The organism is Neobacillus sp. SAB-20_R2A (assembly GCF_049568635.1).
Lineage (GTDB): Bacteria > Bacillota > Bacilli > Bacillales > Cytobacillaceae > Neobacillus > Neobacillus citreus.
The window spans coordinates 5434418-5458029 of sequence record NZ_CP145895.1 but is presented as its reverse complement, the minus strand read 5'-3'; the positions used below and the strand labels follow the sequence as shown (position 1 = coordinate 5458029).

The 23612-nt window shown below is 44.0% G+C and carries 20 protein-coding genes and 1 riboswitch; of the genes, 13 read left to right on the top strand and 7 right to left on the bottom strand.

Translation table 11 applies throughout. The annotated features are described in order from the left end of the window. The first annotated feature begins 323 nt into the window (after positions 1-323). Positions 324-1919 carry an FMN-binding glutamate synthase family protein gene (locus V5M37_RS26765; protein WP_423799913.1) on the top strand — a complete coding sequence of 532 codons (1596 nt, stop codon included), beginning with the start codon at positions 324-326 and terminating at the stop codon, positions 1917-1919. 221 nt (positions 1920-2140) lie between these two features. Here the strand turns inward: V5M37_RS26765 and V5M37_RS26760 are convergent, their stop codons facing one another. The 3 genes from V5M37_RS26760 to V5M37_RS26750 all read right to left on the bottom strand — a co-directional run bounded on the left by V5M37_RS26760 (position 2141) and on the right by V5M37_RS26750 (position 4862). Further along, a complete protein-coding gene (locus V5M37_RS26760) occupies positions 2141-2464 on the bottom strand; it encodes a DUF779 domain-containing protein (protein ID WP_423799912.1) in 324 nt (107 codons plus the stop codon). Positions 2465-2484: 20 nt separating this feature from the next. After that, positions 2485-4005 (bottom strand): acetaldehyde dehydrogenase ExaC, encoded by a 1521-nt coding sequence (gene exaC / locus V5M37_RS26755; RefSeq protein WP_423799911.1) that lies wholly within the window; start codon positions 4003-4005, stop codon positions 2485-2487. 371 nt (positions 4006-4376) lie between these two features. Further along, on the bottom strand, positions 4377-4862 hold the full coding sequence (locus tag V5M37_RS26750; RefSeq protein ID WP_423799910.1) for a DUF6376 family protein: 486 nt from the start codon (positions 4860-4862) through the stop codon (positions 4377-4379). Positions 4863-5326: 464 nt separating this feature from the next. On the opposite strand from V5M37_RS26750, the gene V5M37_RS26745 reads away from it, so the two are divergent. Then, complete coding sequence (locus tag V5M37_RS26745) at positions 5327-6940, top strand: long-chain fatty acid--CoA ligase (protein ID WP_423799909.1); 1614 nt, start codon at positions 5327-5329, stop codon at positions 6938-6940. A gap of 39 nt (positions 6941-6979) precedes the next feature. Further along, positions 6980-8299, top strand: a complete 1320-nt coding sequence (locus tag V5M37_RS26740; RefSeq protein ID WP_423799908.1) for an MFS transporter — start codon at positions 6980-6982, stop codon at positions 8297-8299. Positions 8300-8366: 67 nt separating this feature from the next. Here the strand turns inward: V5M37_RS26740 and V5M37_RS26735 are convergent, their stop codons facing one another. Then, positions 8367-9284, bottom strand: coding sequence for a LysR family transcriptional regulator (locus V5M37_RS26735; RefSeq protein ID WP_423799907.1), 918 nt, complete (start codon positions 9282-9284; stop codon positions 8367-8369). Positions 9285-9541: 257 nt separating this feature from the next. On the opposite strand from V5M37_RS26735, the gene V5M37_RS26730 reads away from it, so the two are divergent. Then, positions 9542-9946 (top strand): VOC family protein, encoded by a 405-nt coding sequence (locus V5M37_RS26730; protein ID WP_423799906.1) that lies wholly within the window; start codon positions 9542-9544, stop codon positions 9944-9946. Between the two features lie 77 nt (positions 9947-10023). Here V5M37_RS26730 and V5M37_RS26725 read toward each other — a convergent pair whose 3' ends face one another. Both V5M37_RS26725 and V5M37_RS26720 read right to left on the bottom strand, forming a co-directional pair. Continuing rightward, on the bottom strand, positions 10024-10464 hold the full coding sequence (locus V5M37_RS26725; protein WP_423799905.1) for a phosphate-starvation-inducible protein PsiE: 441 nt from the start codon (positions 10462-10464) through the stop codon (positions 10024-10026). Between the two features lie 135 nt (positions 10465-10599). Next, positions 10600-12813, bottom strand: a complete 2214-nt coding sequence (locus V5M37_RS26720) for a glycerophosphodiester phosphodiesterase family protein (RefSeq protein WP_423799904.1) — start codon at positions 12811-12813, stop codon at positions 10600-10602. A 244-nt stretch (positions 12814-13057) separates the two neighbouring features. Between V5M37_RS26720 and V5M37_RS26715 the strand changes: the two genes are divergently transcribed. The 4 genes from V5M37_RS26715 (at position 13058) to V5M37_RS26700 (ending at position 17729) form a co-directional block, all read left to right on the top strand. Next, positions 13058-13513 (top strand): staygreen family protein, encoded by a 456-nt coding sequence (locus V5M37_RS26715; protein WP_423799903.1) that lies wholly within the window; start codon positions 13058-13060, stop codon positions 13511-13513. 293 nt (positions 13514-13806) lie between these two features. Further along, positions 13807-14922, top strand: a complete 1116-nt coding sequence (locus V5M37_RS26710) for a mechanosensitive ion channel family protein (RefSeq protein ID WP_423799902.1) — start codon at positions 13807-13809, stop codon at positions 14920-14922. 193 nt (positions 14923-15115) lie between these two features. Beyond that, positions 15116-15201: riboswitch (cyclic di-GMP riboswitch) on the top strand. A gap of 87 nt (positions 15202-15288) precedes the next feature. Next, a complete protein-coding gene (locus V5M37_RS26705) occupies positions 15289-16587 on the top strand; it encodes a DUF5667 domain-containing protein (protein WP_423799901.1) in 1299 nt (432 codons plus the stop codon). Positions 16588-16985: 398 nt separating this feature from the next. Next, a complete protein-coding gene (locus V5M37_RS26700; RefSeq protein ID WP_423802690.1) occupies positions 16986-17729 on the top strand; it encodes a transposase in 744 nt (247 codons plus the stop codon). A gap of 90 nt (positions 17730-17819) precedes the next feature. Here the strand turns inward: V5M37_RS26700 and V5M37_RS26695 are convergent, their stop codons facing one another. Further along, entirely contained in the window at positions 17820-18209 is a 390-nt protein-coding gene (locus tag V5M37_RS26695) for a VOC family protein (RefSeq protein ID WP_423799900.1), read from the bottom strand. Positions 18210-18618: 409 nt separating this feature from the next. Here V5M37_RS26695 and V5M37_RS26690 point away from each other — a divergent pair, with 409 nt between their 5' ends. The 5 genes from V5M37_RS26690 to V5M37_RS26670 all read left to right on the top strand — a co-directional run bounded on the left by V5M37_RS26690 (position 18619) and on the right by V5M37_RS26670 (position 23587). Continuing rightward, on the top strand, positions 18619-19551 hold the full coding sequence (locus V5M37_RS26690) for a 3-hydroxyacyl-CoA dehydrogenase NAD-binding domain-containing protein (RefSeq protein WP_423799899.1): 933 nt from the start codon (positions 18619-18621) through the stop codon (positions 19549-19551). Positions 19552-19599: 48 nt separating this feature from the next. Continuing rightward, entirely contained in the window at positions 19600-20277 is a 678-nt protein-coding gene (locus V5M37_RS26685; RefSeq protein ID WP_423799898.1) for a cyclase family protein, read from the top strand. A 36-nt stretch (positions 20278-20313) separates the two neighbouring features. After that, positions 20314-21375, top strand: coding sequence for a zinc-dependent alcohol dehydrogenase (locus V5M37_RS26680; RefSeq protein ID WP_423799897.1), 1062 nt, complete (start codon positions 20314-20316; stop codon positions 21373-21375). A 169-nt stretch (positions 21376-21544) separates the two neighbouring features. Next, complete coding sequence (locus V5M37_RS26675) at positions 21545-21889, top strand: DUF3870 domain-containing protein (RefSeq protein WP_423799896.1); 345 nt, start codon at positions 21545-21547, stop codon at positions 21887-21889. Between the two features lie 360 nt (positions 21890-22249). Further along, positions 22250-23587 carry a short-chain fatty acid transporter gene (locus V5M37_RS26670; RefSeq protein ID WP_423799895.1) on the top strand — a complete coding sequence of 446 codons (1338 nt, stop codon included), beginning with the start codon at positions 22250-22252 and terminating at the stop codon, positions 23585-23587. The last annotated feature ends 25 nt before the right edge of the window (positions 23588-23612 follow it).

The window sequence follows — 23612 nt, the reverse complement described above, 5'->3', positions numbered from 1 at the left end:
CGTGCATCAATCTTATTAAATTTTGGCTTGAGAGAATCGCCCCCATGTTTTTTGCCTATCCATTGCTAGAGTTTATTATAACTTATTGGAAAAGAAAGATTCTCGTATCACGGGGACGGTTCTCATGCATCATTTCAGCCGGTAGTTCTGCCATTCAAAGCTGAGTACACCATTTTAGTGCTAAGAATTGACTATGTTCCCTGCCAGCATCCATTTTTGAGGCAAAAAAACCGTCCCTATGCATCACTTATTACATAAATTTCCCAACATCGGCGAATATTAAGTCTATATTAAATTCTAGATTTGATAGGAGCCTGGGAATGATGGAAATCGCCAATATATTAGTGATTATTGAGTTTGTTTTTATTGCGCTTGTGCTGCTGGGTGTGGTTCTTTTTATCGGGTATTTGTTGGTTTTCGACCGGAAACAGAAGCAGCATTCGATTTTGCGGAATTATCCCGCGTTGGGCCGGATTCGTTATTTTTTTGAAAAAATTGGCCCTGAGATGCGGCAGTATTGGTTTAACAATGATACGGAAGGAAAGCCTTTTTCGCGGGATGATTATGAGCACATTGTCAGGAGCGCGAAGTATAAGCGGGATGTCGTGGGCTTCGGGTCGAGACGCGATTTTGATGAAGAGGGATTTTTTGTCCGCAATTCTATGTTCCCGAAACTAAACGAAGAAATCAAAATGGACCAGGAAACAATGGTTACGACGAAAAAATATATTTTGCTAAATGACCCGCTGTTTACGGACCGGAAGGAAAAATGGGAGGATGACGATGCGCTGGCCAACTTGCTGCATGATGATGATGCGGTCGTGATTGGTCCCAAAACCAGGCACCCTTTCGTTGTCAAAAGCTTAATCGGCATGTCAGCGATGAGTTACGGCGCATTGGGGAAAAACGCCATTACGGCGCTTTCCAAAGGTTTGGCCCTTGCGAAGGGGACCTGGATGAATACCGGCGAAGGCGGCTTGTCCCCATATCATTTGGAGGGCGGTGCCGACATCATTATGCAGATTGGCCCGGCCATGTTCGGGGTTCGTGACGAAAATGGGGAAATGGATTGGGACGAATTAAAGCGAAAAAGTGAGATTCCGCAGGTGAAGGCCTTTGAAATCAAGCTTGCGCAAGGGGCAAAGACCCGCGGCGGGCATATTGACGCAGAAAAGGTCAATCCGGAAATCGCTGCCATCCGCAAGGTCGAGCCCTATAAATCGGTGGACAGCCCGAATCGCTTTAAACAATTTGGCGATATCGCGTCGATGTGTGATTTTATTGAAAAAATTCGCGAGCATACAGGGAAGCCGGTTGGTATGAAGATTGTCATCGGTAGTCCTGATAGTGCGGAGGAACTCGCCAAATATATGAAGGACTCCGGAAAAGGTCCGGACTTCATTACCGTCGATGGCGGCGAAGGCGGAACGGGCGCATCCTATCAAGAATTAATTGATAGCGTTGGCCTGCCGATTAAGTCAGCGCTTCCTATATTAGATCTAACCTTGAAAAAATATGGTGTGCGTGACCGCGTGAAAATCATTGCTGCGGGGAAACTGTTTACGCCCGACCGGATTGCCATTGCCATAGCGATGGGGGCGGATTTGGTCAACATTGCCCGTGGGTTTATGATTACTGTCGGCTGTATTCAAACGCTAAAGTGTCACTCGAATGCTTGTCCGGTGGGAGTGGCCACCACAGACCCTGACCTGCAATATGCACTCGTAGTAGATGAGAAGAAATACCGTGTGGTAAATTACCTTGTCACACTGCGACAAGGACTATTTCGAATTGCGGCAGCGGCCGGACTGGACTCCCCCGTCCACTTCCGCCCAAACCACATCTGCTACAAGGATGATAAGGGTATTGTAGTTACATTAGAGAACATTCTTAAGGAAATGGAGCAGCAGATTGGGTGAGGCATGGGGACGGTTCTCGTGCATCATTCCATGTGTGTGGGAGTGGTGCGTGTGACGGTTCCCGTGCATCATTTCAAGGTCGCAATACGAAGCCTTACCGATGAAAAGGCCCGACTAGCCGATATAAGCTAGTCGGGCCTTTATTTACACAAAAATTTTCGTTTAACTCATGCATTATCCAAACCATTTTGAGGCAAAATAACCGTCCCCATGCATCACATTTATATCTCTATGCGCGTGATAAAATGTCGATCTTCTACGCTATCGAGCGAGAATGCTGGGCCGCGCCCGTCAGCGACGTCAATGATGAGTTTGGTATTTTGCCAGTATTCGTACTGGCTTTTGTGCATGTAGAAAGGGACGCCGCCGATGCTGCCAAAACAAATATCAGCATCGCCTAGGCGAAAGTCGCCTTCTTGATAGCACATCGGGGCGGAGCCGTCGCAGCAGCCGCTTGATTGGTAAAACAAGATCGGCCCGTGCGTTTTTTTCATATACTCGATGAAATGAAGTGCTTCATCTGTTACAGCCAAGCGTTCGGCCATTTTCCTTCGTTCCTTTCGATTTAGAAGAAGCCTTGTGCTTTGCGATCATAGCTTACTAATAAGCATTTTGTTTGTTGATAGTGTTCAAGCATCATCGCATGGTTTTCACGGCCGATACCGGATTGTTTATAACCGCCAAAAGCAGCCCCTGCTGGATATTGGTGATAAGTGTTGGTCCAAACCCGTCCGGCTTGGATGGCACGTCCAGCACGGTAAGCAATGTCGCCGCTGCGTGACCATACACCGGCACCTAAACCATATAATGTATCGTTGGCAATTTCGATCGCCTCGTCAAAATCTTTGAAAGTGGTAACAGCGAGCACTGGGCCAAAGATTTCTTCTTGGAAGATTCTCATTTTGTTGTTGCCTTTGAAGACTGTTGGCTGAATATAGTTACCAGTTTCCAGACTGCCGCCAAGATGGTTTTCATCGCCGCCAATTAACAGCTCGGCACCTTCTTCTTTACCTTGTTTAATATAAGAAAGGATTTTATCCTTTTGTGCTTGGGAAGCTTGAGCACCCATCATGACCTCTGTATCAAGCGGGTTGCCCACTTTGATTGCTTTTACCCGTTCCAAAGCACGTTCGATAAATTTATCATAGATCGATTCTTGGATTAAAGCGCGAGAAGGGCATGTACAAATTTCGCCGGAATTTAAGGCAAACATCACAAAGCCTTCGATGGCTTTATCTAAAAATTCATCATCTTTGTCCATTACGTCTTCAAAGAATACGTTAGGAGACTTCCCTCCAAGTTCGAGAGTGACAGGGATAATGTTTTCGGTTGCATATTGCATAATTTGACGGCCGACAGCAGTTGAACCAGTGAAGGCAACCTTTGCAATTCTCGGATTGGTGGCAAGCGGTTTGCCGGTTTCAATACCAAAGCCGTTGACAACATTGAGTACACCGGCAGGAAGCAGGTCTTGGATTAACTCTACTACTACCAAAATGGATACTGGAGTTTGTTCAGCTGGTTTTAGGACAATACAGTTACCTGCGGCTAGTGCTGGGGCAATTTTCCATGCTGCCATTAAAATTGGGAAGTTCCATGGAATAATTTGTCCGACAACACCAAGAGGCTCGTGGAAGTGGTAGGCGACCGTATCATTGTCTAATTGAGTCGTACGGCCCTCTTGTGCACGAATGGCACCGGCGAAGTAGCGGAAGTGGTCGATAGCCAAAGGAATATCAGCATTTAAGGTTTCGCGTACGGCTTTCCCGTTATCCCACGTTTCAGCCACTGCGATCATTTCTAAGTTTTCTTCTAAACGGTCAGCAATTTTATTGAGAATGCTGGCACGTTCCGTTGCAGAGGTTTTTGCCCAGGCATCTTTGGCAGCGTGGGCTGCATCCAAAGCAAGCTCAATGTCTTCTGCTGAAGAACGGGCTGCTTTTGTAAAAACTTCACCTGTAACCGGGGACTTGTTATCAAAATATTGGCCTTTTACCGGTGCAACCCATTTGCCGCCGATAAAGTTATCATATTTTTCTTTGAAATGAATAACTGCCCCTTCAGTATTAGGATTTGCATAAATCATGATGAATCTCCCCTTTGATGTATATTTCGAAAACTCGCCGTAATGAAACCGCTCTTATTTTCGCTGAGAATCATTATCAGCGCTTTCTCTATCTTTATGTTCTGCCTATTTTTAAAAGAGTTCAAGAAATATGCTCGGTGATGCACGGGGACGGTTCTTGCATCACACACTCCGAGGGGTTGGACAAATCGGAGCTCTCTATGGAGCCCTAATCGGCGGGTCAGGCGGATTTTTTTTGATTTCAGGATGTGTCGTTATAGAAATTTCTGAGAGTGACGTCCTTCACAACTGGTTTTTTCTAAAAAATGCTCTTCCCAATTGAGAAGAGCATTTTTGTGATCTTAATAGGCATATAAACAGTGACCGGGTTTCTAGGCCGACCTCTTCGACCCGAGGGTTTCCTGTACTTGGGCTCCTAACTTTTGGAGCTGTTCCACAATGCTTTTGATTTCTTTTATAGGCTGCAACAGTTCGTTCGCTTCTTCGAGAAGAGAAGGGTCAAGTTTGCCGTCCATTATATTTTTTAAATAAATGTCAATTTGATCAGCTAAAAGGGCATTTTGCTGGATGATTTGCTGGTGAAATTCAGCCGCCGTTTCCGGGACCTTGAGGGAATTAAAGGATTCAATTTCTTTTTTCATTTGCAGGAGCTTTGTTTTGAGGTCATTTGCTGCTGTTTGGCTCTCAGCAGCCTGTGTGATAAGTGGAGGGATTTCATTGGAAAACTGCGATACCTTTTCTAAATAGTTCTTGGCGTCCTTTACATAGTCAAGCGTATCATATGCGCTGTTCAAAAAGGAACAACTGCTTAAAAGCAACAAAAGACCAGCAAAGAAAGCCGCTAACCACCTTTTCATGTAAAAAACCTCCGCTTCGAAATTAGGCATTGAACTGCACCTATTATCATCATATGTGCAGGGAATTGGAGGAAGACCCGGAGGAACGTGGCCAGAAAAAGGCGTATAAAAAATTTCCATCTCATAAGAAAAATAAGGCGAGGCTAGTCACGGTTTGACCTTATAGTACTTATACTCAAAAGGGAAGGCATCCAGATAACATTTGGATGACTTTTGTGTGGGTTTTTCTTATCATAAAAAAAGCAAGATTCTCCACTTAAAACTATCCTTAAGATTACTAGCTTGTTAACGCAAATATTCCATGGCAACCTACAATTTTGAGGCAAAAGAACCGTCCCCATGCATCACTTTTGTGTAAGTTAAACTTACAGATATGTCGGTAAGTTTAACTGTTTATTTATCAAGATTAACTTTATAATGTAGATAATTCTAAATTTTATGATTATTTGAGAAAGGGGATGGATATGAATTCGTTACAGTTGAATTTAAGGACGTTTTTGGAGAGGACGGCTAGGTTTTTTCCTGATAAAGAGATTGTTTCACGGGAGTCGGATGGTTCGATTTTTCGTTACAATTACGCGGAATTTTATCAGCGGGTAAAGAGATTAGCTAACGTTTTAAAATCCTTAGGCATTGAAAAAGGGGATAAAATTGCTTCGATGGCCTGGAATAATCATCGGCATCTGGAGCTGTATTTAGGAGTCCCGTGCTATGGTGCAGCGCTGCATACCGTTAATATTCGCTACGGCAATCCCGAAATTATCTATACCATTAACCACGCTGAAGATAAGGTTTTATTTTTCGATGAAGATTTGTTGCCAATTGTGGAAGCGATTTCGCCGCAATTGCCTAATATCGAGGCATATGTCTTCCTTGGCAAGAACCTTCCCGATACCGAAACAAAGCTTTCGCCGCTTTATTGTTATGAAGAGCTTCTAGATCGGGCGGAACCGGAGTTCCAGTTTAACATGCTGGACGAGTATACGCCTGCCACCATTTGCTTTACATCAGCTACCACGGGGCTTCCTAAAGGAGTTACTTACACGCAAAGAAGCCTATACTTATACACCTCAGCCTTGCTTTATACAGATGTAACCGCCATCTCAGAGAAAGATTGCATCATGCCCATCGTTCCCATGTTCCATGTTAATGCCTGGGGGCTGCCTTATGCCGCTATTGCCACAGGCGCAAAGTTAGTATTGCCGGGTACTCGCCCGAATGCTCATCAGCTATTGTCATTAATAGAATCCGAGAGTGTCACCGTAACGGCTGCAGCCGTCACCATCGGCGTTGATATGGCCAATATTTTAGAAGAGCATCCCTATCAAATTTCCAGTTTAAGAGCACTTTTCCTTGGGGGACAAGCACCACCTAAGGCAATTATTGAAAAATTTCTCTATCAACACCGCGTTCCGGTCGTCCAAGGCTATGGCGCAACAGAAACTTCCCCACTAATTACATTTTTGCATTTTAGAAAAGATCAGGACAACAACTCAGAGAGTGAAAATATACATTATCGCACCAGACAGGGCATCTTAATTCCTGGAATTGAAATGAAAATCGTCGATGAATTCGGCGAAGAAGTCTTATGGGATGACCAGCAAATGGGCGAAATTCTGGCCCGAGGCCCATGGGTGGCCAGCGAATATCTGAATGATGAGCGTTCCGCCTCTTCCTTCGACAATGGCTGGTGGAAGAGTGGCGACATTGCCACGATTAACAAACAAGGGGCGATTCGGCTTGTCGATCGGAATAAGGATTTGATCAAGAGCGGCGGGGAGTGGATTTCCTCCGTTCAACTTGAAAATGAATTAATGGCCCATCCGGAAGTGGCGGAAGCATGTGTTGTCGCGATGCCTGACGAAAAATGGCTGGAACGTCCGCTGGCGTATGTCGTCCTTAAACAGGATGGAAATACAAGTTTACTAGAACAAGAGCTTACCCAATGGTTAGGTGCCAGGTTCCCTAAATGGTGGCTGCCGGACCGATATGTTTTTACAAATGAAATCCCTAAAAATGCCAACGGAAAGTATAATAAGAATCTTTTGCGCCAGCGTTTTAGTGAAAAGCTAGTTTGAAAAAAATCATAAATTTACGAAACAAGAGGTGGGATGGGTATGGAGGTAACTGAAAAAGTACGTAAGAAGCAGATGAGAAAAGTGGCACTAGCCAGTATTGTAGGAACTTCGATCGAGTGGTATGACTTTTTCCTATATGGAACCATGGCAGCATTAGTTTTTCCAAAATTATTTTTTCCAGAATCAACTGCCTTTATGGGGGTTTTGCAATCTTTCATCACATTATTTATCGGGTTTTTGGCGCGTCCGCTTGGGGCGATTATCTTTAGTTCCTACGGTGATAAAATCGGGCGAAAGGCGGCCTTGGTCACTTCGTTATTGTTAATGGGAGTCAGCAGTACGGTGATGGGATTATTGCCTACCTACGATTCCATCGGCGTGTATGGAGCTGTCCTGCTTGTTATTCTCCGGTTCCTTCAAGGAATTGGTGTTGGCGGCGAATGGGGCGGGTCGGTTACCCTTTCCGTTGAATGGAGTTCTAAAAAATCCCGCGGTTTAATGGGAAGTATGACGCAATTGGGTGTTCCAATCGGAATGTTAGCCTCTACATCCATTGTTTCGCTATGTATCTTTCTAACCGGCGATAACTTTGGGGTATGGGGATGGAGAATTCCATTTATTTTAAGTATCATTCTTGTCTTTATTGGCTTATATATCCGTCTTGGGATTGAGGAATCTCCAGAGTTCGCAAAAATGAAAAAGGAGAACCGCACCGCCAAATCACCAGTGCTTGAATCGATTAAAGGATATCCTAAAGAGATTATTCTGGCGGCGTTTACGCGTCTGGCGGACAATGTGCCGTTCTATATTTATACTACCTTTGCCATCTACTATGCGACCGTGCATCTCAAACTAGATAAACAATTTATTACGAATGCAGTATTACTTGTTTCCGTCGTGTTCTTAGTCGTCGTCCCTTTGTCAGCTCATTTATCGGATCGAATCGGCCGGAGAAATATCACGCTTGCTGGGATGATCATGACATTGGCAATGGCTTTCCCGTATTTTTATTTAGTGAATACAGAGGAAAAGGGGCTAATTATTTTGGCCACCATGCTTGCCAGTGTAGGGCCGGCCGTGGTGTACGGTCCGCAGGCAGCGCTGATTTCGGAAATTTTCCCAGTGCATTTACGGTTTAGCGGCTCGTCCATTGCCTATCAGTTTGCTTCTATAATCGCCGGAGGACTGGCTCCAACGATTTCATTAACCCTATTGGAAAAATTCAAAAGCACTACTGCCATTGGTACGTATGTGACGATTTGCTGTATCATTTCGATTATCGCGTTAACGCTGCTTAAACCGAGTGAAAAGAGGGTATTAAAAGGAGCAGATTCTTCAGAAGTTAGCCAAATTATATAATTGTTAAAAACACTCTTAGCAGGTAATAATAGGCTGCTAAGAGTGTTTTTTTTTCAAAAAAGAAAGATTATAATTCTGATTTGTAAGATTCAATGGACTCCAGCAAACATTTAATGAATTCCTTCTCAACGATGGAGGAATATTTATTCTTTGCTTGGATGCAGATGAGATGGTAGTTTGGCACTTCAATTGGATCAAAATAAGGGATTAAGCAAATATCGCCCCGTACAACCAACGGATCTTTTTTCATCAAATCAGTAAAGAAGCCGATGGCTAAATCGTTTGCGATCACATTTTTCATCACTTCGTCATTGTTTGTATAACATAATATGTTTCCTTGGCCATACCTTAAAAAGATATCCTCCCATGTTTTTCGGTTTGGCCGTTCATTCCGGATGACTAAAGGGTAGTTCAACATCTCTTTGGGAGTAATCACATCCATTTTAGCTAATGGAGAGTTTTTACTAACCGCTACCATTAGCTTGATGGTATAAATAATTCGGGCATTCATATAACGGGAGACTTCCTTATGTGTTTCATCAGTGCCCATTATTAAACCAATATCCGTTTGGAAACTTTTCGCTTTTTCGATAATGGGAACAAGCGTATTTGAATCGATTTCCATTTGGATCTGTGGATATTCTAATTTAAATGATTTTATAGCTTCTAGCAGAAATGTGGAGAAGAAAATAGCGGATGCTGAAATGGATAAGCTGCCCGGCATTTCCTTCGAATGATGGCCCAATTCTTTTAACTCCGTGATTTTATTCATAATTTCATAGGATAATTTAAGAACCGCTTCTCCTTTGTCAGTAAACGTGCTCCCAGATCGTGACCGTATAAAAATAGGAATCCCAAGCTCCGCTTCCAGGCTCGAAATTGCCTGACTAACAGCAGAATGAGAAACATGCAGCCGATCCGCTGCCTTCGAAATATTCCCCCTCCTCGCCACCTCAATCACATACTCAAACTGTTCAATATGCATAAAATCAAGCCACCTTTTGAGGCATGGGGACGGTTCTTATGCCTCATTTTCAGTAATAATTTCATTATAACAGACAAGTTTAATTTATTAATGTGGAACATGGTGAAGCATGGGGACGGTTCTCGTGCCTCAATTCTGTAGATAGTCCAAACCATATTTCACCTAATCCGCCACTAATAAATAGGTGCAGTTTTATCAAGGAAATTCGATTATGATGGAAATGGATGATGCAAATAAGCCAATTAGGAGGATTTTAAGTGTCGCAAGGATTAATCCATCATATAGAGCTATATGTTTCAAATTTAAAGATATCGGCTGACTTTTGGGGATGGTTTTTGGAGGATTTAGGTTATCAAGTGCATCAAAAATGGGATCGGGGCCAGAGCTGGAAATTGGGTGAAACTTATCTTGTTTTTGTGCAGGCAGAGGAAAAATATTTAAATGTAGCATATCACCGATGCCGTGTGGGGCTGAATCATCTGGCCTTTCATGCAAACTCCCGCCAGCAGGTTGAGGAAATAACGAGTAAATTGAAAGATAGAAATGTACCGATTTTATATGAGGACAAACATCCCTTTGCCGGCGGAACAGACCATTATGCGGTGTATTTTGAAGACCCGGATAGAATGAAAGTGGAATTGGTGGCACCTTCGCAGGGATGAAAGGATTATCAAAGTGCTATCGTGGTGTGATTTTGTTCTTCTATCCTATTTTGAAACAGAAGAACCGTCCCCATGCATCAACTATGCCTCCAAACCCTCTCGGGTCTTTCGCGGGGGGTTAGGTTTAAGAGGAAGTAGCCGATGATAAGGATTAGGATGACCAGTGCGTTGATTAAGGTGTTTATAGCAGAATCGTGCTCCACTATAATGAGCCTGATCATGGCGGTAATGCCAATGTATAGGAAGTATCGAATCGGAAAATGGTATTGTTCTTTGAAGTATTTAACAATCATCGCGATGAACTCAAAATATAAAAAGAAGAGCAGGATATTGGCAAAAAACTGCTGGTGGTCATGGCTGCCATTGTCCATTAACATCCGTCCAAAAATGAGTAATTCTTTCACCAATAATATTGCTAGAATGGTAGCCAGCAAGACAAGCGTCACATTCAAAAATAGTTGCAGAGCCCGTGGAAGTATCCGCAATAGAAAATTGAAATTCTTTTTTACTTGTTCCATGCACATCATCCCCTGTAAATTATGAAAGAGGCAGAGGGACGGTTCTCATGCCTCATTTTAGTACGTTGTTTTTTGGTAGTTGCATTGCCTGACCACTATTTTGAAACGCAAAAACCGTCCCCATGCTTCACTCCATCACTCCAGTTCGAAGGTGTGGCTGAAGTGGGTTTTGCCGTTTTCGTCTTGGATTTCTACTGTTGCCTGTTGTGTTGCTGGGTCGACGCGGAAGACGCCGTAGTTGAAGAAGCTGCCTTCTGCGTATAGTTTTTCAGGTCCGAAGGTTGGGTCCAATGTGCCAGGGTTTATTTTTACCGCGCCGATTGGGCCGCTGATGAGTTCGTTATAATCCGCTTTTCCGTCGTGGTTGGCGTCATACTTGATGACTTCCGCAAAATGGACATCGGTCGTGACGAAAAAGACGTTCTTGATTCCTTTTTCGATAATAAAATCAGAGATTTCCTTGAACTCGTTCTCATAGCCGGTCGGGTCATTCGGGTTGACATTGTTGCCATTTGCCCATCCGTCCCGTGCCATTGCTTTGCCGGTTGGGATTGAGATTGGCACAGAAGTTGCGACTAGTTTCACTTTGGCATCTGACTCAAGAAGCTGCTGCTTAAGCCATTGTACCTGCTCATCGCCAAGCATGGTTTTATCCGCTCCATCGGCCTCGGTGTTCGGTGAGCGGTATCCCCGGTTATTAAGGATGACCATATCCATCGTGTTGCCCCAAGAATATTTGTGATAAAGCTTGTCTGCCTCACTGCGTTCACCTGAAATCGGCCAGTAGTCCTTGAATGCCTGCAATCCGGTAGGAGTCAGCGGCTGGGACGGTCCGGAAAAATCATTGATTACCTCGTGGTCATCCCAAATGGCAAAGGTTCCTGTTTTTTGCAAAAGGCTGCGCAGCCCGGCATCGGTCCGGTTCTCCTTATACTTCGCCCAGAAATCCTGTACGGTTTCAGACGGAGGATTCGGAACGGCCGGTGTTGCATTATCAGCATAAATGGTGTCCCCGCTGAACAGGAAGAAGTCTGGATTTAAAGCTGCCATCGATTTGTACGATTTAAATGGCGGGATCTCTCCCTGGCCGCCGGTATCCCCGCCCCAAACCATGGTTAACGGTTTTAAGCTGTTTTCTTCCGGTGCGGTTTTGAAGGAACCGTTCACGTTATATTTGCTGGATACCGCATGGGCACGGTAATAATAGGTTGTATCTGGCTTCAACCCGTCAATTTTTACATTCACTGTAAAATCATGCGCCACATCAGCGGGGCTAGTTTTAACAATTGTATCTTTCTTAAAAGTGCTGTCCGTGGAAATTTCAAATTGAACATTTGTTGCCGCGTTAGTGCGTGCCCATAGAATCGCAGACGAATCGGTTACATCCCCGCTCGCCACTCCATGTGAAATAAACGGTTTTTCAACTAAATCGACAAGCAGGTCCGTATTGTTGGTAAACGCACCGTCCACACCCAGGGAAAGCAATGAAACCATATCGTCCTGAGCATTTACGGTCCACGGGTGGATGAGAAGCTGGTTCTGGTGGGCAGCCTCCATCAGCTTCGGAACAACCAGCTCCTTACTTGGGCCGACCCCTGCAGCGTATTCAGAGATTCGCTTCATTTCCTGATGGACATCCTTACCTGCCAGCATGGCTCCAGTATAAAGCTGGATCAGCTTGACATCAGGGGCAAGTGTTTTTAACTTACGCAGTGAGTCCTCGCTGAACGACTCTAGAAAAAGCATTTCGCTGTCAAGGACATTTGTTTTTTTCAAAATATCAATGACTTTCTCTTCCATTCCAGGGTAAACGTTCGGTGCTTTTGTTTCCATATAGAGGCCGACTTTGCCGTTTCCGTGCTGTTTGACAAACTCGATGGCTTCCTCAAGGGTTGGTACCTGCTGTCCGATGTACGCTTGTTTCGCCTTGTCCGGGTAAGCTTTGTTAAACCAGGAACCTGCATCCAAACGCTTGATTTCATCGAGGGTAAAATCCTTTACCCGCCATGGTGCCCGGTCCGGATAAAGCTCCTTGGCATTCGTTGTCCTCGCCAGTGTTTCATCATGCATCGCGATCAGCTGACCATCCTTGGTCATTTGCAAATCAAATTCTACATAATCTGCCTTCAGCGTCATCGCCTGCTTGTAGGCTGCAAGAGTATGTTCCGGGCCATAAGCGGAGGCACCGCGGTGGGCAATCACCGCCACATCAGAGGTAAGCGGGCGCAAAGTCGATTGTCCATTTTCAGTCGGAGAAATTTCAATCGGCTTGGCCAATGCGGCATAAGGGGCGGCGGCCGTTACCGCCAAAGACAAACAAGCCAATCCTGCTACTAAACTCTTTCTCATTCTTCCATCAACTCCTGTAAGAATATGTATTTCATATCTAAAAATACAGGAGAAATATTGAGCCGCTATTAATAGAATTTGAGAATATTGTAAATCGGCCAAAAACAGGTCTTTTGATGCATGGGGACGGTTCTCATGCATCATCGCCAGTTACTCTAAACAAAAGTACCGCCAGAATGGTTCACAGTCTTCATTTTTTCGAAATATTCTATAAAGGGTTAAATCTTTTATAGGGAGTATGTTTATGAATCCTGATTTCAATCCTTCTAAGCTGCATGTTAACTGCTTGCCTTCCTCACCATCGTTGCAGGTTTATGGCCGAAAATACACTTTGACACATTCCGATACGACAGGTGACTTGTTTTTGAGCATTGGCTATCATTATGATTTAACAGGTATTAACGTTTCCAAGCGTGATGAAGTAATGGCAGAATGGATGACAACAAAGAAGGGGGCGCCTATTTTAAGCGGAAATGTGTATGTGAGTGGAGGGGAATTTGATGAACAAACGGCACAGCGGCGATTCCTGATCTTCCAGCGTGAATTGAACCTTGCCCTATCTGCTATCATCTATGGCGACCAATGTCTTTTCCGTCAGTATCCCGAACTGCTCGATGCAAACATCTTTATACACTTTAACTCAATCTATCCAGCCTTTAACCAGACCATGTACTATCGTACTCCGCGTCATTATACGTAGGGACGGTTCTCGTGCCTCATTTCAGTTGTTGCCCGCCATTTCCCCTAACTTAACTATTGGTAATAATCGGATTGACTTTTGACTTCTAGTACACCATTTTTTGAAACATAAGAACCGTCCCTCTGCCTCAAAGCTGACTCAGTACAGGCAATTGTGAGGCAAGAGAACCGTCCCCGTGCTTCAATCTGAGACTATTGATGTATTCCATTATTTTTTTTAAAAAGTTATTATATTTCGTTGTAATGGTTTAATGATGTTATAAAGTCTTGGAGTAGAGGGAAGGTATTTTTGAAATGTCTTTGGATTCTTTGGTATTGGCTTTTTCAACGGCGGACATAGACTATGACATGTTAAAAAATTTAGGAATTTCGATTGGAATTTTGGCTGTATTTATTCTTTTTAGAAACCTGTTTACCAAATATGTGTTTCAGTTGATTGTAAAATTGGCCCGCAAAACACCGACTGAATTTTTAACACAGATTTGTTTGAGTTTTGAGCGTCCTTTAGGGTGGGCGTTTATTATTGTAGGTTTGTACCTGGCGATGGATTATTTCCCTTTTATGGAGCAGCAAAATGCGTTGTTTATCAAATTTTTGCGTTCGATGATCATTGTTTTAATTACATGGGGATTGTTTAATTTGTCCTCTCCTAGCACAGGAATATTGATCAGTGTTAATGAAAAAATGAACAATAAGATTGATTTGATTCTTCTTCCGTTTATTTCGAGGACCATTCGCGTCATTATTATCGCCATTAGTATCAGTATTATCGGGCAGGAATTTAATTATGATGTCAATGGATTGGTTGCCGGCCTTGGCTTAGGGGGACTTGCCTTTGCTTTAGCGGCAAAGGAAGCTGTTGGGAATCTCATTGGCGGGGTCGTGATTGTCACGGAAAAACCTTTTTCGATTGGAGATTGGATCAAGACGCCGAGCGTTGAGGGAATCGTCGAAGATATCAATTTTAGAAGCACGAAGGTTCGAACCTTTAGCCAAGCTCTAGTGACGGTTCCAAATGCGACACTCGCGAACGAAGCGATTACGAACTGGAGCCGTATGGGAAAAAGAAAGATCGATTTTCACTTAGGACTTAACTATAAAACCACGAAGGAAGAATTGGAACGAGTAGTAAGGCGGATTGAACAATTGCTAAGGACTCATGAAGAAATCCACCCGGATACCATTATGGTCGCGTTCGACCACTATAATGAGAGCAGTCTCGATGTTTTGATTTACTTTTTCACAAACTCGACCGTTTGGGCAGAACACGTAAAAATCAAACACGAAATCAATCTAGAAATCATGGCAATACTAGAGGAAGAGGCAGTAGAAATAGCCTTCCCAAGCCGAACCCTCTACGTCACCCCACAAACAAACGAAGTATTCCAAACAATGGGCTCTGTTGATTGAGTGATGCATGGGGACGGTTCTCGTGCATCATTTTTTGGAGCATAGTTTTGTTATTTAAGGGTTTGACAACTATTTTGATGCATAAGAACCGTCCCTCTGCATCATTTTAACGGGACCATCTACTCATTTTTTGTTGTTTGTTATATATTTAAGTAGAAAATGATGGACGGGAGTCTTTTGGGTGTCGTTCTTCATTTGTAAAAGGCAAATCTATCGAAAGGTAGAGACGCAAAGTCACAGGCCTAAGGCATATATCGCTATGGCGGCTGGGTTGCCAAATGAAGAATCGCGAAAAGGCTCTAGTTTAATAGAGTTTATTTCGAGATTCTTCCTTTAAACAAAAACTAGTTTAGGAGGAATTTTTTTATGCAAAAAAGTAATCAGTCGTTCAAAAAGGTTCGCAATGTTCTTGCGACAAGTGTCGTAGCTGCGGGATTTGTGTTTTCTGGTGGAGCAGGCTCGGCGTTCGCGGAGGAACCCGTGACGACTGCTACACCAACAGAAGACACTGTTCAACAGGATCAGACGGTTCAGGAAGGACAAACAGTTGATACAACTACTGAATTTGAATCAACCGATGCAGAGGCAACATCTTCGGAGGCTTCCGAACCAACAACTACCGTGGATGCGGGGGCTGCAGCAGATACTACTGAAACAACAACCGATGCTACGCAAACAGAGGGTACGACAGAAGTATCAGGTGAAGAACCATCTTTACTACCTGGAGATTTTTTCTACTTTGTAAAAAAATTAATGGAGAATGTTCAATTAGCGTTAACCTTTGATGAAGTAAAAGAGTCCGAGTTGCTGGCATCTTTCGCGGAGGAACGCATTAAAGAGGCAGAGGCGTTGCTTGCTTCTGGCGAAGAGGAATTAGCCAATGAAACGCTTCAACAAGCGCTGGAACAACAGGAATTGGCTTTGGCCAAATATCAGCAAGGTGAGGCGGTTGAGGATTCTCAGCCTGGGACGTCTGAAGATGAACCAGCGACTAACGATGATGGTACAACTGTTGAAGGCGACGAAACGGCAGCACCTGTTGACCCAGTCCGGGCAGCGATTGAGGCTAAGTTTGCTGCTAACCTGTTAGCGTTGCAGACCGCTTTGGAAAAAGTGGACAATCCTCGTGCAAAAGAGGCGTTAGCCAAGAATGTCAGCAAAGTCCAAGAAAAGATTGAAAAGAAAATCAACAAGAAGTTAGCGGAGTTGGAGCTTAAGCAGGAAAACACTGGGGACGACCAAGCCGCGGGCGAAGTGGAAGATGAAACCACCAATGAACAACCTGAAGAAGTAAATATGGAGTCTACGGAAGATACCGCAAATACGGCAGATGTTGAAAAAGCCACGAATGAGGCTGCCGAGGAAACTGAGCAAAAGCCTCTTGAGAAAGTTAAGGCAGTTGCACAGACCACTGTAAATCAAGCTAAAGCAGAAGCGCAAAAACTGGCAGAAAGCCAGCGTGAGGCGGCAGTTAAAATAGAGGAACAAAAACGTGCTGATGCGGCAAAACTAGCAGAGCAAAAACGTGAAGAGGCCGCAAAGCAGGCAGAACAAGCGAAAGAACAAGCCCAAAAGGCTCTGGAACAACAACGCGAAAAAGCACAGAAGCAGGCCGAACAAGCCAAAAAGGCCCAGGAAAACTCAAAGAAAACAGAAGGTCAGTAAAAAGAATGATGCATGGGGACGGTTCTCATGCATCATTTTTTGATTCGCCACTGATGCATGGGGACGGTTCTCATGCCTCTAATTTTTTGCACCCCCTAAATGGTAAAAAGATGAAAAGCAATTTAAAATATTATATGATAGAGCTGTAACCTCAGATAAACCCCAGGAACCAGGCAGAACCTAGGGACGGTTCTCGCGCTTCTTAATTAATCCACTTTTACACTACTTCTATATGACTATTCCCTTAATAATAACTATTTGGTCTACAAAACTTTTTATTTAATACGGCCTTTGTACATTTTTTGAGACATAAGAACCGTCCCCGTGCTTCACCTTGTTTCCCCATTTAAATTCAAGGTTAGGTGATTGTGATGCCCCGAAGTGCAAGGTTGAAGAGTATGAGCGGTGTTTACCATATTATGTGGAGAGGAGCGAATCGGCAGGAGATTTTCCATGATGATGACGATTGTAATAGGTTTCTTGATATTTTAGTAAAGTATAAAGTGGAATCGGACTTGGAGATATATGCCTGGTGTTTGATGGGCAATCATGTCCATCTCCTTATCCGGGAAGGTATTGAAACCATTTCCAATACGATGAAGCGGATTGGTGTCAGCTATGCCTCGTATTATAACTGGAAGTACGACACGACAGGGCATTTGTTCCAGGGGCGATTCAGAAGTGAAAATGTAGAAGATAATAGGTATTTACTAACAGTTACTAGGTACATTCATCAAAATCCCGTTAAGGCTGGAATCGCAGACAGTCCAAATGAATGGAGATGGAGCAGTTGCCGTGAGTATTATAGTGAACACCGTGATGGTAGAAAGCTGCTTGATGCAAATTTTATTTTCGAAAAAATTTCCCCTGATCAAACCTTTGCGATGGAAAAATTCAAAGAATATAACGAAAAAATTAACAACGATGAATGCTTGGAAGAAAAAAGAAGAAGGCTGCCTGACGAAGAGGCAAGGGTCGTCATTAAGAAACTGCTTGGCCCTGGGGATATCACTCGCGTAAAGGTATTGCCAAAGGCGCAAAGAAAGGAAGTCTTTCAAAAAGTAAAAACAATCAAAGGTGTATCCCAACGCCAGGCTGCAAGAATTTTAGGGGTATCGCCTAATCTGATATTTAGAGCATGAGGCATGGGGACGGTTCTCCTGCCTCATTTTTCTTTCCTCCGCCCAGCCCATTTTGATGCACGAGAACCGTCCCCGTGCCTCACCCGTGCATCACAACTCCGATTGATCGACGTTTAATTCTATGAGATTTCCATCCGGGTCGGCGCAGAAGATTTGGGCAAAGCCGCTGACACTGTTTGGCTTTTCTAGGACGTTTACTCCATTCTTTTTCAGCCAAGCCAAAGTTTCTGCATAGTTTTTGACTCGAAGGGCAAAGTGTCCTTCCCTGCTGCTTAAGCTTTTGTCTTGCCGAAGGGTTTGCGAGTGGGGAAGCACGATTAAGTGCAGCTGTTGATTCCCTATACCGTACCAAGCTCCTTCAAAATCAAAAGCAGGTCGGGTAAGTTCTTTTAGACATAGTATCTCACTATAAAATTTCTTAGCCCTGCTTAAATCTGTAACATTCAAACTTACATGATGCAGCTCAGTGTACTCAATCAAAGTAGTCAACCCCAATACTAAAATTTCTTAATACAAGGAAATATAACATATATAGCGCGAGGTTTCACGGTTGAGGCATGGGGACGGTTCTCCTGCCTCATTTATTTCTCTATGAAAAACTTTTTGGTAACAGAAGAACCTTCCCCATGTCTCCCCTTGCTTCAGTTAGCCCCATTTTGATGCACGAGAACCGTCCCTATGCATCACTTGACGAAAACTAAATTTCGAAATATCATAATAATATAAACAGTTTTAATAGTGAATGAGAAGCAGTTTCTTAATGGTGAAATTACCCGTTTCATGTAATTTAGGATACCTAGCTTTCCATTGAAAGATAAGGATGGGTTTGTTCTTATTTTTTATGGGGCTGGGTTTTTTTATTTTCAAATTAAGGAGGGACCACGCTCATATGGAAGATAGAAAAATTACGATTGTTGGTGCGGGAACGATGGGTAGAGGGATTGCTCAATTACTTGCGCAAAATCATGTAAACGTTCACATGGTAGAACAGAATCAAGGGATTCTGAACGAAGCCGTGGATAGAATTAGGGACCAGTATGAGATTCTAAGAGAATATGAGTTTATCTCTGAACAAGAAGTGAATGACGCACTTGACCGGATCTCACTTTCAGACAGCCTTCAAGATGCGCAAAACTCCTGGATGGTGATTGAAGCGATACCGGAAATCTTAGAATTAAAGCAAACACTCTTTCAAACGCTGGAAGAAATTTGCGGCCCGGCGACAATTTTTGCAACAAACACTTCGGGGTTATCCATTAACCAAATCAGCGAACAGCTAAAGCACCGCGAACGCTTTATTGGCACGCATTTTTTCATGCCGGCGGCGATTATTCCGTTAGTGGAAATCATCCGCGGGGACGAGACTTCGAATCAAGTCTGTGATGAAGTCATGAGTTTTTTCAAAAAAATCCATAAGGAACCTGTCCTGATTCGAAAAGACATCCCGGGTTTCATCGGCAACCGGATTCAGCATGCGATGGCGCGTGAGGCGATTTCGCTGCTGGAGGAAGGGATTGCGACAGCGGAGGAAATCGATACGGTTGTCCGCTGGAGTCTTGGGGTCCGGCTTCTATTCACCGGTCCACTCGAGCAGCGAGACCTGAACGGCTTGGACGTCCATCACCACATTGCGTCTTACCTTTATAAGGATTTGGAGAACAGGACCGAACCTTCCAGGCTGCTTTCGGAAAAAGTGCAAAATGGTGAGCTCGGGATCAAATCGGGCAAAGGGTTTTACGATTGGGACAAGGACTCCCAAACTGACGCCATTCAAACGAAAAATGCCCAGTTGCTTCAATTGATGAAATGGCTGAAGAAATAGAGCAGCACGCTCATTTTTAAAAAATAAACTACTAGAGGTGTGTAAATCATGAAAACAGTTGATTTATCTGTATTGTTATACGACGGCTTAGTTTCTTTTCCATCCCATCCAAAAGTAGTGTTCATGGATCATATCACACACGATTTTTCCAAACCAAGATACACGGCACCCTGTGAAGGCTATGCTAGCAAGATTTTCATGATGTCTGACCATAGCGGCACGCACATGGATGCCCCCTATCATTTTTTCAAAGATGGCTTAACGATCGAACAGATCCCGATTGATGCGACTATGGGCGACGCTGTTTTAATTGATTGTTCGGATAAAAACCCCTCAGAACCGGTAACGCGGGAAATGGTAGAAGCGGTGGTTGAGAGGGATCAGCTTGAAATTAAAGAGAATAGTATAGTTCTGTTCCGCTGCTGGGACGGAGAATGGAATGGCGAAGGCTTCCATGAGTGCAAATCACTTGCTCCTTCTGTCGGGGATTGGGTTGTGGAGAACAAGATTAAAGCAATCGGCCTGGACCTAGCGAATGCCGATATCAATGACAATATGCAACGGGATGTCCACCTTGCTTTGCTGAGCAGAAATATTCTCATTATGGAGAACATCGTCAACTTAGATAAGTTATCGAAAAAGCATTTCTACTTTATCGGAACCCCGTTGAATTTAAAGGGGTTAACAGGTTCACCAATCAGGGCGATTGCGGTTGAAGAGTGGTAATTAGTTTTTAAAAGGATCAAGAAAGGGTGAGAAAACATGAAAGCAGTTGTCAAAGCAACAAGAGACCATGGGGTAGAAGTAAAAGAAGTGGAAACTCCTAAACTGAAGGAAAACGAAGTGCTTGTCCGTGTCGAGGCCGTAAGCATTTGTGGGAGCGATCTGCACATGTACGAGGGGATGCGTGCGTATGAGTGGGTTTCGACACCTGTCATTCTCGGCCATGAATTTGCCGGCCGAGTCGTTGGCGTGAACAATCCTGACCATGAGCACCTGTTGGACAGCCGGGTCATTATCAATCCATATGTGGCCTGCGGCGAATGTGCGAATTGCCAGCGGGGCAGGACGAATCTTTGTGACCATGGTAAAGGTGCGATGGACAAGGTGCCGGCAAAATCCCTGCAATATGGCTTCCGGCAAAATGGCGGAATGGCCGAATACGCGGCGATTCATTATAAAAATGTGCTGCCGATTCCGGAAACGATGCCGATTGAGGTGGCCGGCATGCTCGAGGCGCTTGGCATTGGCGTACGTGCGCTTGAGCGCGCCGACATTCTGCCAGGCGACACCGCTGTTGTCATCGGACCGGGCCCAATCGGTCTTTCCCTAATCGCATCCTTATCCAGCCTCGGCTTGAAAAAGCTGATTGTAACAGGCTTGTCTGTCGATGAAGAAAGACTGCAGCTGGCCAAGGAGCTAGGCGCGACGGATATTGTATATGCCGATCAGGTGAACGATGTGGAGGCCATATCCGAGCTGACAAACGGTCAGGGTGTAGACCATGTGTTTGAAACTAGCGGATTCCATCAATCAATGGTATCTGGGGTCAGAATGTGCACAAAAGGCGGCGAACTGTTATTGGTTGGCATTTCCGCCAAAGAAACCGTGCTGCCATCAAACGAAATTGTTCGTGGGGAAGTAACGGTAAAAGGGGTTTACGGGGTAACCGAACAAACCTTGAAGCGGACCATCGCCATGGCTGCATCCGGAAAATTTCCTTATCTGAAGCTGGTTTCCCATGTCCTTCCGCTAGAAAAAGCAGTCGAAGGCTTCGAAGTCGGCGTTCAAAAGCAAGGGGTCAAGGTAATCCTAAAACCATAAAGTGAGGCGTGGGGACGGTTCTCGTGCCTCACTTCCTTCGTTTGCAAAACAGGAACCCAACCCTTTCCTTGCTCAAAATGATGCAGAAGAACCGTCCCCATGCATCACCCATGCATCACCCATGCATCACATTTGGTATAATAAGAGTAAAATTAAGGGAGGGTCCAACTTGAATTCACAACATGAGATGAATACGGTGTTGGTGACTGCTTATGCGAAGGCGCCGACTGGAAGTGCGATGTACGAGATTTATAAGCATGCCGGAATTGTTCTGGAGGTTGATCCGACGAACCATTCCATTGTCGACGCAGAGTTTACGTTTATTACCGACTTGGCCAAGGATTTTATCAAGCGGCTAGTGATTGGTTATGATTTATCGAATGGTGTCGACGAGCTGGTCAAACGGATTGAAGAGCATTATTTTGCGCCTTCGGTTAATTCTGTGATTGTCGCCTTGAAAGCAGCCCATAAAAGATATTTTGAAAAAATAAATCAATTGGAAAATAAAAAATAATTTGACAACTAAACGAAAGATATATTATAGTTTTTTTATAAAATAAATACCTTTCGAAAAGCGTCTTCTTAACGATGGAATTACCCATTCCACCTTAAATTAAGAATACCCAGCTTTTCCAAAAGACAATAGGGAACCCTTGTGTTTTCTTATTCCTTTTGGCAGGGCTGGGTATTTTTTATTGACATTATGGTGGGGAGCGGCAGCACAGCGAACGTTGTCATCCATTATTTGTTAATGAGGAAACCTTTTCGATTCCTTTACAATAAGGATAGAAGCTTTTACGAAGGGGATTTTTTTCGAATGTAATGAAAGCGTTAACTTAAACTATTTTTCTAAAACAACAAGGGGGCGAAAAGCATGGAGAAAATTACTGGTTTTTTCACGAATCTGATGAGGAAGTATCTTCCCGATCCATTCGTATTTGCGATTGGGTTAACCATTTTGACGCTAATCTTGGCAGTTCTTGTCGAAGGACAGGGATTCGTGGCCGCTACAACCAGCTGGGGAGCAGGCTTTTGGAATCTGTTATCTTTTACCACCCAGATGGCAGTCATCCTGGCGATGGGCTATGTACTGGCAAAGGCGCCGATTATTGACCGGTTCTTAAACAAAATTGTTTCACTCGTTCATACTCCTCGAATGGCCATTATCGTTGCGACATTGGTCGGAGGAATCGGCAGTTATTTGAACTGGGGCTTTGGTTTGGTAATTGGGGGAATCATCGCCAAGAAACTCGCTTTAAAGGTCAAAGGGGTTCATTACCCGCTGATTATCGCAGCAGCGTACAGCGGATTTACGTTATACGGATTAGGTCTTTCCGCTAGTATTCCAGTGTTGATTTCAACACCTGGCCACCCGATGGAAAAAGCAATGGGCGTTGTGCCGCTTTCGGAGACCATTTTTTCAATACCAATGCTCGTTACCAGCTTGATCGTTATCATCACTCTTCCTTTATTAAACGCTTGGCTTCATCCGAAGAAGAAGGAAAATGTCATTGAAATCAATCCTGAGATTGAGGCGCGTGAACAGGTGGCAGCAGCATCTGCTCTTGGCAACGAAGAAGTGACGTTTGCAACCAAATTAAACAACAGCCGTTTGCTTTCACTGGCAATTGGAATTATCGGTATCATTTATGTCGTGTCTTTCTTTTCAAAGGGCGGCAAATTAGATTTAAACATGATCAACTTTATTATTCTTTTCCTTGGCATTATCCTTTTAGGAACTCCGGCAAACTATGTTTCTAGTTTAAATGACGGAATTAAGACAATTTCCGGTATCATCCTGCAATATCCGTTCTATGCTGGGATTATGGCGATCATGGCGGGTTCCGGTCTGGTTGATACAATTGCTCACTGGTTTGTGCAGTTCTCTTCCAATCACACACTGCCATTCTGGGGACTGGTCAGCTCATTCGTCATCAACTTCTTTGCTCCGTCTGCCGGCGGACACTGGGTCGTTCAAGGACCGTTCATGATTGATGCAGCGAAAGAATTGCACGCATCCATCGCCCATACGTCTATGTCCGTCATGCTCGGAAATGCCTGGAACGATTTAGTCCAGCCATTCTGGATCTTGCCTGCGCTGGCCTTATCGAACCTTAAGTTAAAAGATGTCATGGGTTACACCGTTGTCATGATGTTCTGGGTTGGGATTATCTATTGTGGTGCCGTTCTACTTTGGGGATTCTTTGGGTAAAAATAAAGTAGTATAATATATATAG